The organism is Rhizobium sp. 268 (genome assembly GCF_036571585.1).
GTDB classification, from domain to species: Bacteria; Pseudomonadota; Alphaproteobacteria; order Rhizobiales; family Rhizobiaceae; genus Rhizobium; species Rhizobium redzepovicii.
Genome location: NZ_JAPPSO010000007.1, coordinates 349204 through 361739 on the forward strand (window position 1 = coordinate 349204; position 12536 = coordinate 361739).

Consider the following 12536-nt stretch of genomic DNA (forward strand, 5'->3'; position numbering starts at 1 on the left):
AGCCCCGCGAGACGATCGCGGGGCTGTGTATGTCCAGACGGCACAAGGCAGCCGATCAGGTCTTGGCCGGCTTTACCACGACAGTGGTGTTGGCTACGGTCGTCTTGCCGCCGGGGGCATAGCCGCCGCCGACCGCGATGTTGAGGGAGACATAGTCCTTGGCCATCTGCTGAACTGCCTGGGCAAGGCTTGCCTGGGCGAGCGAAACCTGGCGCTGCGCGTCGAGAACGTCGAGCAACGAAGAGGCGCCGTCCTTGTAAGATGCAGTCGACAGTTCGAGGGTTTCCTGCGTGGTCTTCACCTGGGCCTGGAGTGCCGAGACCGTGCGGGCGTCACGCCGGACAGCGGCTAGCGCGTTCTCAACCTGCTCGACGGAGGTCAGCACCGTCGATTTCCAGTTGAGGTAGGCGGTCGCGGCGTCGGACTGTGCAGACTTGACGTTGGCGCGCAGGCGGCCGCCATCGAAGATCGGCAGGTTGAGGGTCGGACCGAAGGACCAAGGCGTCAGGCCGCCATGGATGCCGCGCTGGTTGATGTAGGACGGCGAGATCGAACCGCTGAGCGAGATGCTCGGATAAAGCTGTGCCTGGGCAACACCGATATTGGCCGTTGCCGCGGCGAGATCGCGCTCCGCGACGCGAACGTCGGGACGGTTGCGGATCAGGTCTGCCGGGATGCCGGAGTTGATGCCGCCCCGGAATACGGGCTGTCCATGACCCTTCAGCAATTCGTCGACGAGGGCCGAGGCCGGCAGGCCGAGCAACGTGGCAATGTGATGGGCTGATATGCGGATGTTGGTTTCGAGGCCGGGAATTTCGGCGAGCGTCGATTGTACCAGGCCTTCGGCCTGGACGACGTCAAGACGCGAGGCGGCGCCGGCTTCAAGCTGGAATTTGGTGAGCTCGTAGGTTTCCTGACGCGACTTCAGGTTGGCTCTCGAGAGCGCCAGGCGCTGTTGATAGTAGCGAACGTCGATATAGCTCGAGACGAGATCCTGCACCAGGGTCAGCTTGGCGACATCGGCGGATGCGTAGGCGGAATCGAGCGAAGCAAGCGCGCTCTCGGTGCTGCGCTTGTAGAGGCCGAAGAGATCGAGCAACCAGCTCAGCTGGACGTCGCCGGCACTGGTGTTGCGCGTGTCGAACTGCGTGCGCAGCTCGCCCTTCTGGCCGCTGATCGTGTGCGAGCCGCCGACCGTCAGGTTCGGCAGGGCGCCGGCACCGGCGGTGGTGACGTTGGCGGAGGCCGCATTGATGCGCTCGATCGCCTGCTGGACAGTTAGGTTCTGATCTAGGCCGGCCTTGACATAGCCATTCAGTTTGGGGTCGTTGAAGGCGGTCCACCAGGCGGCAGTAGCAACATCGCCTACACTCTTCGTTCCGCCCTCTCCGAATTTAGCGGGCAGCGGCATCTCAGGAGGAACATGATCCGGGCCAACAACGCAGCCCGACAACAATAACAATAATGCCGGTGTAGCGGCAAAACGAAGAGATACCATTCATTTCATCCTGTACTCGAGCAAGTCAATTCTTGTCCGAAGCTTCATGCTTCACTATCGGCCGCCGCGCCTCGTTTTACCAAAAACACCATTCCGAAGCAGTCGGGCGCAATGTAGCAACGCCGACAGCATTATCACAGTGCATTTATATCACACTCCTGCCGCATTTTTGCCGCCTGTGGCAAAGATGCGTCGGATGACGACGAAAAACGACGGCACGAAGAAAATTCCGAGCATCGTCGCCGCCAGCATGCCGCCGAGAACGCCGATACCGATGGCGTTCTGTGCCGCCGAACCCGCGCCTGTCGCGATCGCCAGCGGCACAACGCCGAGAATGAAAGCAAGCGAGGTCATGATGATCGGCCGCAGGCGCAATCTCGCCGCTTCCAATGTCGCCTCGTAGAGCCCCATGCCGCTTTCCATGCGGTCCTTGGCGAACTCGACGATCAGGATCGCGTTCTTCGCCGCCAGCCCGATGGTCGTCAGCAGGCCGACTTTGAAATAGACATCGTTCGCCTGACCGAAGAGCGTTGCTGCCGTCAGCGCTCCGAGAATGCCGACGGGCACCGCCATGATCACCGAGAAGGGAATCGACCAGCTTTCGTAAAGTGCTGCCAGGCAAAGGAAGACGACCAAAACGGAGATCGCATAGAGCATCGGCGCCTGTGACCCGGAAAGGCGCTCCTGATAGGAAATGCCCTGCCATGCGACCGTATACCCGCCGCCGAGCTGTTCGGTCAGCGCTTCCATCTGGTTCATCGCATCGCCGGACGACACTCCGGGAGCCGAAGCCCCGTCGAGCGGGATGGCGCTGACGGCGTTGAAGCGGGCAAGCGAGGGCGCACCCTTCACCCATTCCGTCTTGGTAAAGGCGGAGAAGGGCACCATTTCGCCGTCGTTGTTGCGCGCATACCAGTGGTTGAGGTCATCGGGCTGCATGCGGAAGGGGGCATCGCCCTCGACGTAGACCGGTTTGATTTCGCCGTTCAGGGTGAAGTCGTTGACGTCGCGGCCGGTGAAGATGATCGACAGCATCGAATTGACCGAGGCGATGTCGACGCCCATGGCGCCGATCTTCTCCTGATCGAGCACGATTCGCATCTGCGGCTCGACTTCCTTGTTGCTGGTGCGCAGCGCCACGATCTTGCCCGAGGTGTTGCCCATCTGAATCAGCCGCTTGGAGGCGGCTGTCAAGGCGTCATTGCCGTGGCCACCGGTATCGACGAGATACATGGAGAAGCCGCTCGATACGCCAAGACCCTGGATCGCCGGCGGCAGGAGGGCGAAAACCTGCGCCTCGCGGATCGCAAAGAAATTGCCGAGCGCACGGTTGACGACCGATTGGGCGCTGAGCTTGGGATCGGTGCGTTTTGCGAAATCCTTGAGCTTGGTGAAGACGATGGCGCTGTTCTGGCCGGATCCGTTGAAGCCGAAGCCGAGCGCGCCGAACACGGATTCGACCGCGTCCTTCTCGTTTTCACGGTAATATTTCTCGACCTTCTCGACCACTGCCTGGGTCTGCTGGGTGGTCGAGCCCGGCGGCGTGGTGACGATCGTCAGCAGCACGCCCTGGTCTTCCTGCGGCAGGAAGGAGCTCGGCAGGCGGGTGAAGAGATAGGCGCAGCCGGCGCCGACGAGCAGGAAGACCACCATGACGCGGATCGGCCGTTTCAACAGATAGCCGATGGCGCCGATATAACCGTTGGTCGAGCGCGTGAAGTTGCGGTTGAACCAGTCGCCGACACGGTGCTTCCTGTGTTCGCCGACCGGTTTCAGCATCGTGGCGCAAAGGGCCGGCGTCAGCACGAGCGCGACGAGCGCCGACAGCAGCATGGCCGAGACGATGGTGATCGAGAACTGGCGATAGATAATGCCGGTCGAACCGCCGAAGAAGGCCATCGGAATGAATACGGCGGTCAATACGAGCGCGATGCCGACAATGGCGCCGGTGATCTCGCCCATCGATTTTTCCGTCGCCTCGATCGGCGAGAGCTTCTCTTCGGACATGATGCGTTCGACGTTTTCGACGACGACGATAGCGTCGTCGACGAGAAGGCCGATCGCCAGCACCATGGCGAACATTGTCAAGGTATTGATCGAGTAGCCGGTGACCGCCAGCACCCCGAAGGTGCCGAGCAGCACCACAGGAACGGCAATCGTCGGGATCAGCGTCGCCCGCAGGTTCTGCAGGAAGATGAGAAGGACGACGAAAACGAGCACTATCGCTTCGATCAGCGTGTGCACGACCTTTTCGATCGACAGCTCGACGAAGGGCGTCGTGTCGTAGGGATAGGTGATCTCCACACCTGGCGGCAGGCCGCGGCCGATAACATCGAGCGCCGAGCGCACGCGGGCGGCGGTATCGATGGCGTTGGCGCCAATCGCGAGATTGACGGCAAAACCGGTCGAGGGCTGGCCGTTGTAACGCGAATTGCCGCCATAGCTTTCCTGGCCGATCTCGATGCGCGAGACGTCGCTCAAGCGGACCGTCGCGCCATCCTTCTCGACCTTCAGGATGATGTGCTCAAAATCGGCGACGGTGGTCAGCTGGCTTTGCGCGGTGATGGTGACGTTTATCTGCTGGCCGGGAATGGCCGGCTGGGCGCCGAGCGAACCGACGGAAACCTGGGTGTTCTGCGCCTGGATGGCCGCGGTGACGTCGCTGGGCGTCAACTGATATTTCAGCAGCTTGAAGGGATCGAGCCAGACGCGCATGGCATATCCCGAACCGAAAACGTTGATGCTGCCGACGCCTTCCAGGCGCTGGATCTGATCCTCGATCGAGGTCGACAGAATGTTGCCGAGGTCGACCGAGTTGCGCTTGCCGTCGGTGGAAACCAGCGAGCCGACCAGAAGGATGCTCGAGGTCGAGCGGGTGACGCTGATGCCGGCATCGATGACGTCGCTCGGAAGCTGCGACTGAACCAGCTGCAGCTTGTTCTGCACCTGCACCTGGGCGATATCCGGGTCGGCGCTCGTTCCGAAGGTCAGCTGGATGCTGGCCGAACCTGTCGACGAGGTCGAGGTCATGTAGGTCAGGTCGTCGAGGCCGGTCATGCCATCCTCGATGATCGTCGTCACCGATTTCTCGACGGTCTCGGCACTCGCACCCCGATAGGTGGCGTTGATGCGGACCGTCGTCGGAGCGATGTCGGGATATTGCGAGATCGACAGCGTGAAGATCGCCAGCAGGCCGGCGAGCATGATGGTGATCGCAATGACCCAGGCGAAAATCGGACGTCGGATGAAAAACTTGGCCATCGGTTGTTCCTGTGCGGCTGAACGGTGACGTCGGGGGCTCGAAGCGATTAATTCGCTGCGGGCTTCTGCGCGTCACCGGCCGCGGGCTGATCGGCAGCCACGACCACGCCGTTGTCGGTGATCTTCATCGGGACCGGTTTCACCGGCATGCCTGACGTGATCGATTGCAGACCGCTGACGATCAGCTGATCACCGTCCTTGATGCCTTCGGTCACGAGCCAGGAATTGTTGGAGGGCGAGCTGTTTTCGAAAGCACGGGTCTCGACCTTGCCCTCGGCCGAAACGAACTGCGCCGTCAGCCGGCCGTTGGCGTCGCGGCTCGTTGCCAACTGCGGCAGCGCATAACCGTTCTCCGCGCCGAGTTCGACGGTCGCCCGGACATACATGCCGGGCAGCACGACCCGGTCGGGATTGGGAAAGAGCACGCGGATGATGAAGGTGCCCGTGGTCTCACTGACCACCTGCTTCGACATGTCGAGCTTGCCCTGCTGGTTGTATTCCTTGCCGTCTTCGAGGATCAGGTGGAAGACGACATTGGCTGCACCCTTGATGTCGCCGGCGGCCATCGCATCGCGCAGCTTCAAGAGGTTGGTGCTCGATTCCGTCAGCGAAATATAGATCGGATCGAGCTGGCGGATCGTCGTCAGCGCCGTCGTCTGATTGGCCGAGACGACGTTGCCGACATTATAGGCGGTCTGGTCGATGATGCCGTCGAAGGGCGCGATGATCCTGGTGTGGTCGAGATCAATCTGCGCGGCGGACAGTGCGGCCTTCGCCGACTCGACTTCGGCCTTGGCCTGAAGCAGCGTCGTCTTGGCGGTTTCGAATTCGATCTGAGTGGCGCCGCTGCCGACGAGGCGCTGGTAGCGGTCGAGATTGCTTTCAGCGCTCGGCACACTCGCCTCGGCCTTGGAGATCGCCGCCTTGGCCTGCTCAACGGCAGCAATATAGGGCGCATCCTCGATCTGGTAGAGAAGGTCGCCCTTCTTGATCTCGCCACCTTCCTTGAAGGCGATCTCGCGGATGAGGCCGCTCACCTGCGGCCGGATATCGGCCGTCTGGAAGGTCTCGGCGCGGCCGGGAAGGATAGTGGTGACCGGAAAACTACCCTTATTCAGCGTGATCACGCCGACCGGCGAGGCCGGCTGGGCCGCGCCTGCGTTGCCGGCAGGCTTGCTGGCGTTGTCGCTGCAGGCTGCGAGCAACACGCCGAGCGCCAGCGCCGAGGAGATGAGAAGGGCACGCCGTATCATTCTGAATTTCCTGTGCGGTGGCAATTGCGGTTCGATCCACGGGCTCGGCACGGGCCGAGCGCAGGCTTGTAAAAGCGTCAGGATTGATCTGGCTGCAAATGCCTTTATCCGAATTTAACAAAAGCTTTACGAAGTGACGTAAGTCAGCAATCATCACTTAGCAAGCGTTATTTTGCAGTGCGGCATCGACAAAGCCGACGATGTCCTCGGCGCGATGCACCAGAGTTTCCTTGTCGTCGCGGGCAATCAGGATCGGGTGCAGGACGCAGGCCAGGAGGTCTGCGACCGTGCGTGCCGCGCGCTCGGGATCGCGGCACTGATAGCGTCCCTCCGCGATACCCTCTCGGATGATTTCGTCCAGCTTCAACTCGATTCGGGCGCGATAACGGTTGCCGGCCTCGAGTTTTGCCTCGATCGTCGAAAGCACCATTTCGAAGATGTAGGGATTTTTGTGGATGTCCTGCAGATGGCCTTCCAGCAGGCGCAGGACGAAGCGGAGCAATTGCTCCTTCGGGGGCAGGTTCTGGTCGAAGGCTGCGAAACGCTCGGTAGCATTGTCGAGATGGCGTCCGGCGATCGCATCGACCAGGGCGACTTTGGTATGGAAATGCTTGAAGACATTGGCGGGCGACATGTGCAGCGCGCCGGCGATATCGGCGATCGACACCGCGAGATAGCCGCGCTGACGAAACAGCATCTCCGCCATCGAGAGAATGTCCTCCCGCGTTTCCTCGGCCTTGCGTCTCGGCCTTCTTGCCATCCGTCCCCCGCCGGGCCAGGCCCGATCCTTCTGGCTGATGTTAGCGCGATTGCACGAAATGCCGCAAGCCGATGATCGGCCGGAGGCTTTCGCGCGCTGCCATCTCAGGGGAAGTGGGGGGCGAGGTTCTGCCGGATGCGGGCAAGCGGTGTCTCGCCGCTATCGTCGGGAACAAAGTGCTCGCCGGTGATCGCCTCATAGGCCCTGATATAAACAGCCGAGGTCTGTTCGATCAGTCCGGTGGGAATCTCGGGGATCTCATCCTTATATGGGTCGCAGCGCTCCGCCACCCAGGCGCGGACGAAATCCTTGTCGAAACTTTCCGGACGTTTTCCGGCGGCAAAACTGGCCGGATAGCTTTCGGCAAGCCAGTAGCGGCTGCTGTCAGGCGTGTGGATCTCGTCGGCGAGGATGATGTTGTCGTCGCCGTCGGTGCCGAATTCATACTTGGTGTCGACGAGGATCAGGCCGCGTTTGGCCGCCATCTCCTGGCCGCGGGCGAAGAGCGCGAGCGCGTATCGCGACAGTGTCTCCCACTGCTCCTTGGTCAGAAGGCCGCGGCTGACGATTTCGGCAGGCGTCAGCGGCTCGTCATGGCCGCCGTCGAATTCCTTGCTGGTCGGGGTGATGACCGGTTCGGGCAGGATCTGGTTGTCGCGCATGCCGTCCGGCAGGCGCATGCCGTACATCTCGCGCTCACCCTTCTTATAGAGCGTCAGGATCGACGTGCCGGTGGTGCCGGCGAGATAACCGCGCACGACAATTTCGACCGGCAGAATGTCTAGCCGCTTGCCGATGACGACATTGGCATCGGGATAGTCGAGGACATGGTTCGGGCAGATGTCCTTCGTCGCCTCGAACCAGTAGCGTGCCGTCTGCGTCAGCACCTGGCCCTTATAAGGAATACAGGTGAGGATGCGGTCGAAAGCGCTCAGCCGGTCGGTGCTGATGATGATGCGGCGTCCGTCCGGCAGATCGTAATTCTCGCGCACCTTGCCGCGATAGTAGTTCGGCAGTTCCGGGAAATGGGCTTCGGAGAGAATTCGCACGGCGCTCGACTGTCCTTGTGATTGGGGGGAAGGCTTCCTGCTCTACTGCAAAATTCCTCAAATCGGAATCGATTTAAGAAATTATGCAGCACTCAAAGTGCTACAGCGTTCTTTGCTTGTCTGAAAGACACTCGGCGCTGTAGTCATTGCCGGGAAGTCAAGGTGGCCCAACTATCGCATCAGAGCCAGAACAGGGCCAGGAGAAACAAAGCGAGGCCGTAGCTTGTGACGGCAAGCGGCCAGCCGGCGCGCAGGAAGTCACTGAAGCGGTAGCCGCCGATGCCCATTGCCAGTGTGTTGTTGTGATGGCCGAAGGGTGTCAGAAAATCCAGTGAGGCGCCGACGGCGACGGCAATCAGATAGGCGTCCGGCGCATGGCTGCCGGCTTTGGCGAATTCCAGTGCGATCGGGGCCAGGACGATCGCAACCGTCGCGTTGTTGACGAAGGGCGTCAGCGCCATGGCGAGGAAGAGGATGAGGGCGATGCCGAAGAGCGGCCGGCTGACCGGCACGACGAGACTCAGCCAGCCGGCGATCGTTTCGGCCGCCCCGGTCGTTGCCACCGCCTGGCCGATTGGGATCATCGCTGCCAGCATGATGATGATCGGCCAGTTGAGATCGGCCATCGCCTGGCGGATGTTCAGGTGATTGAGCAAGGCGAGCACGAGCACGACAGCGGCAAAGGCGATGTCGGGAGGCAACCCGGCCGCAGAGGCGGCGACGCCGCAGACAAAGAGCGCGAAGGGCCGCCAGGAGAGGACGGCCGGTTCGGCCGGGGCTGTCGGGGCGAGCGGCAGGCACTCGCTTTCTTCCAGCGCTTCGGCGATTGCCGTTCGCGGCCCTTCCAGTGTCAATATATCGCCGATCGATAGTTGCAGGTCGATGAAACGGCCTTCGATGCGCGGCGCGCGCATGGAAAGAGCGGTGACTGCGACGCCGCGGCTTTGGAACACTTCAAGCGAGCGGACGCGCGAACCGACCAGCGTGCTTTCCGGCATGACGACGGCTTCGACACGGGAAAAATCCGGCTGGAGGCCATGCGGATGGGCATCGGCGATCAGCGCCTGGGTGGCGGCTAGCCCGGCAAAAACCGCATCGGCGCCTTCGGCAAGCAGCACGTCGCCGGCTGAAATGACTGACTGATCGAGCGGACCGAAGACGAAATTGTCGCCGCGGATGAGCGCGTGCGGTTTAATGCCGAAACCCGCCGGACAATCGGAAAGCCGGATGCCGATCAGCGGCGAAATGTCGGGAATGCGGCGCTCGACGACGATGCGGCGCGTGCCTAGGGAGATCGCTGCCGGCGTTTCGTCAGGTTCAGGAAAGAGACGCTGGATGCGAAAGGCGATAAGCAGAATGCCGGCGATTGCAACCGGCAGGCCGACATAGGCGAAATCGAAGAAGTGAAAGCCTGCTCCGGTCGCCTTGGCGAGCGCGTCGCTGACGAGCAGGTTGGCCGGCGTGCCGATCAGCGAAACGAGACCGCCGAGCAACGCCGCAAACGAGAGCGGCATGACGAGCTGGCGGCGAGGGATCGTCAGCGCCATGCCGAGCCGCAGCGCCACCGGCAGGCTGATTGCAAAGGCGCCGATATTGTTCATGAAGATAGAAATGAAGCCGGCAAGCGAGGAAGCGCCGGCGATGACCTTGAAGCTCGAAGGCCTGGCGGCGGCGAAACGGGCGGCGAGATTGTCGAAGAGCCCGGCGCGCGCCAGCACCTGGACGATCAGCAGGATCTCGACGACGGTGATGACAACGGGACTGGCAAAGCCGGTGAAGATGTGGTCGGCGGGATAAAGTCCGAGCGAATAGCCGGCGAGCAGGCCAGCGATCGAAATCACCTCGATGCGGATGCGATCGAAAGAGAAGAGAACGAGCATCGCCAGCAGGAGGATCAGCAGGGATGCTTGCTCGAACGTCATGCGTGGATCCGGTGTTTCATCGATTGGGCAGACTGTAATCGTTCCTCCTGCGCTGTACAGAGGTGCCCTCGGGCAAAGATTGACCAATCCTCATGTATCGCCTCAGGCGGGTGTCTGCCACCGGCCTGCGGCGTTCCGCTCCAATATGGGCGTTGTGAAGACGCCGACGGTGCGTGCGATCCATCGCGGGCCGGCGGCAGCAAGGCTTTCGCGCCAGCGCTGCGACTGCAGCATGGCCGCGCCGATGACGACCGGTTCGATGCCGCAGACCTCGAGCAGATCAAGAGCCGCGACGATCGAGGCGCCGCTGGAAATGACGTCGTCGATCAGAGCGACGCGCCGTCCGGCAAGCAGCGGCAGCATGCGCGGATCGATATAAAGGCGCTTCTGCTGTGTCGGCGTGGTGATCGAGGACAGGGGGACGGAAAGCTCGTCGCGGTACCAGAATTTGCGCGAGGTGCCGAGCGGAACATAACGGCTGTGGCCGAGCTTCTGCGCAACGGCGGCGGCAAGCGTCAGGCCGAGCGTTGGCAGGCCGGCGACGACGTCGATGCGCATGGGCCGGATCTTTTCGGCGAGGCTTTCGGTGAGCACATCGAGCACGGCGAAGCTCGCCTGGTTGATGATCAGCGAGGCGAGAGCGTGATCGCCGTCCGCCAGCACGCGGATCGGCAGGCGAACCTGACGGCCGTCTTCCAGGACGGCGACGTAGAAGGAGGCGAATTCGCCGTCGACGGCAAAGGTCTCGGGCGGATGAACCTCCTGCCAGAAATCGTGCGGCGCCATATCCCTTTGATTAGTCAATTGCGTCTCGCCTTCTCGATCCCGGTTTTCCGGCGCAACGACTGTAACTCCGCCTCGGTCAGCGCGCGCACGGCGCCTTTCGGCAGTTCGCCGAGCTCGAGCCTGCCGATCGCAACGCGCACGAGGCGCAGGCATTCGGTCCCGAGCGCCTCCAGCATGCGGCGGATCTGGCGGTTGCGGCCCTCGTCGAGCTCGACCTCGATCCATGAATTCCGGTCGCCCTGGCGGAGGCGCCGCGCGGCGGTTGCCGTCAGCAGTTCGCCGTCGTGGCGGATGCCCGATGTCATGGCGGCAATGCCCTCATCGTCCATGATCCGGTCTATCTGGACATGATAGGTCTTCGTCACGTGGGTGACCGGATCGAGAAGGATCTGGGCGAATTCCGTGTCATTGGTGAACAGCAGCAGCCCCTCGCTCGCCTTGTCGAGCCGGCCGACCGGAGAGAGATGCGGGATGTCGAAATCCCTCAGGCAATCATAGACCGTCGGCCTGCCTTCGGGATCGTCGCGGGTGGTGACGAGCCCGCGGGGCTTGTTAAGCATCAGATAGATTTTCGCTTCGGCGGCAATGACGAGGCCGTCGACACTGATCTTGGCGGTAGCAAGGTCGACCCAGGCGGAGATATCGCTGACGGTGCGGCCGTCGACGGCAACGCGGCTCTCGGCAATCAGCCGTTCGGCCTGGGTGCGGGAGCAATAACCAAGTTTGGAAAGGGCGCGGGGGAGGGTGACACGCTTGGCCGCGGCGCCGACGGCGGGCTTTGTCCGCTCACGCGTCTTATGCGATGGGCGCCGTTCCCTCATCTGCTGTCCTTATACTGCCTCGATGCCTTCTCTTGGCATGAACGGCGCAAGGATGCCAGCAAGGCAAAGAAAAAGTGGGCAGAAGAGACGCGTTAAAAAACGCCAGCGCTTTGGTGGAAGCGCTGTTACGGCATGGCAGACTTGCGCTGGTTCAGCGGCAGGCCATAAAGCCGGCAAGTTCCTTGCGGCTGACAACGATACCCGCGGCGGCCTTGACCGGGTCCGGATGCGTATACGACAGACTTGGCATTTCGGGCAGGTCGAGTGCCTGGCGCATGTTCATGATGCCGACCGCGTAACGGCCGTTAACGCCATCGACGCTGACTTCAATGATGCAATTGGCCCTCTTGTTTTCCATGTTGTCCTCCCTGTCGTTTTTTATGTTCCCATCAATCGCATTAAAAATTGGTTTTTCTAAGACATAAGCATTTACGCACCCTGCCGAAAAACGGATCGGCGGGTGCGTAAAAATATGATTTTTCAGCGGATGCGGCGGAGCCTTACCGCCACCAATGGCGAGGCTCCGGCTGCGAACTGCCGGACAGCAGATAGCCGGCGAGGAATCCAATAGCGCCTGCAAGCACCAGCGCAGTGGTCGCTGCGGTCGGGTGTTCGCGGGCGGCGCCGGCAGCAGCTGACCCTTCGGCTCTGATCTGGGCGACGGCTTTCTTAGCGCGGGGCAGGGCCTCGTCATAAGCCTTGCCGGCGCGGCCGCGCACTTCGTAATAGGCTTCGGCGCCTTGAGCGGAAATCATCTTCTGCAGGCGCGAGACTTCCTGCTGGAGTGCGGTAATGTCCTTGCTGACAGATGCTCTGATATCATCGGTGTTGGCAGCCATATCGGTCTCCTTCCTTCAATGGGAAAGACAACACCTAAGACGGCGATAGGTTCCGAAATGTCTGCCGTTGATTTGTGACGGAAATTTAAAGCTCGCGGCGGGAAGCAGTTTAATCCTCCATTAACCATAAATCCGCTCAAGCCGCTGTTTTCTCGTTATCTTTCGGTGGCCGGGGGCGCCTTTTCGAGGGATTTTTGACCAACTGATAAAGGAATTTTCGGGAATCCGTCCCGAAAGGGTGCCCTGTGGATAATATCGACCGACAAAAACGCCAGCTGAATCAACCTGTTACAAAAATGTCAAAAAACTTTGGGTATGTGTGTTGACTGTTTGGGAGGGTTAGTTCT

At 61.3% G+C, this 12536-nt stretch carries 10 protein-coding genes; all 10 read right to left on the reverse strand.

Annotated features, from left to right (window positions below; all coding sequences use genetic code 11):
- Positions 1–55: 55 nt before the first annotated feature.
- Positions 56–1498, reverse strand: a complete 1443-nt coding sequence (locus OS035_RS16490; protein ID WP_097629285.1) for an efflux transporter outer membrane subunit — start codon at positions 1496–1498, stop codon at positions 56–58.
- Between the two features lie 150 nt (positions 1499–1648).
- On the reverse strand, positions 1649–4759 hold the full coding sequence (locus OS035_RS16495; RefSeq protein WP_097629286.1) for an efflux RND transporter permease subunit: 3111 nt from the start codon (positions 4757–4759) through the stop codon (positions 1649–1651).
- A 47-nt stretch (positions 4760–4806) separates the two neighbouring features.
- A complete protein-coding gene (locus OS035_RS16500; protein WP_097629287.1) occupies positions 4807–6012 on the reverse strand; it encodes an efflux RND transporter periplasmic adaptor subunit in 1206 nt (401 codons plus the stop codon).
- A 157-nt stretch (positions 6013–6169) separates the two neighbouring features.
- The gene (locus tag OS035_RS16505) at positions 6170–6772 is read right to left on the reverse strand and encodes a TetR family transcriptional regulator (protein WP_097629288.1); all 603 of its coding nucleotides are present in this window, start codon (positions 6770–6772) and stop codon (positions 6170–6172) included.
- A 104-nt stretch (positions 6773–6876) separates the two neighbouring features.
- Positions 6877–7821, reverse strand: a complete 945-nt coding sequence (locus OS035_RS16510) for a phosphoribosylaminoimidazolesuccinocarboxamide synthase (protein ID WP_097629289.1) — start codon at positions 7819–7821, stop codon at positions 6877–6879.
- Positions 7822–8000: 179 nt separating this feature from the next.
- Positions 8001–9743 (reverse strand): SLC13 family permease, encoded by a 1743-nt coding sequence (locus tag OS035_RS16515; protein WP_097629290.1) that lies wholly within the window; start codon positions 9741–9743, stop codon positions 8001–8003.
- A gap of 102 nt (positions 9744–9845) precedes the next feature.
- On the reverse strand, positions 9846–10547 hold the full coding sequence (locus tag OS035_RS16520) for a phosphoribosyltransferase (RefSeq protein ID WP_275593020.1): 702 nt from the start codon (positions 10545–10547) through the stop codon (positions 9846–9848).
- Positions 10544–11350, reverse strand: coding sequence for a pseudouridine synthase (locus OS035_RS16525; protein WP_097629292.1), 807 nt, complete (start codon positions 11348–11350; stop codon positions 10544–10546). Before OS035_RS16525 ends, OS035_RS16520 begins: the two co-directional genes overlap by 4 nt.
- Before the next feature lie 151 nt (positions 11351–11501).
- On the reverse strand, positions 11502–11708 hold the full coding sequence (locus tag OS035_RS16530) for a hypothetical protein (protein ID WP_003590425.1): 207 nt from the start codon (positions 11706–11708) through the stop codon (positions 11502–11504).
- A 142-nt stretch (positions 11709–11850) separates the two neighbouring features.
- Positions 11851–12189: a hypothetical protein gene (locus tag OS035_RS16535; protein WP_097629293.1), complete on the reverse strand. Its 339-nt coding sequence runs from the start codon at positions 12187–12189 to the stop codon at positions 11851–11853.
- Between the last annotated feature and the right edge of the window lie 347 nt (positions 12190–12536).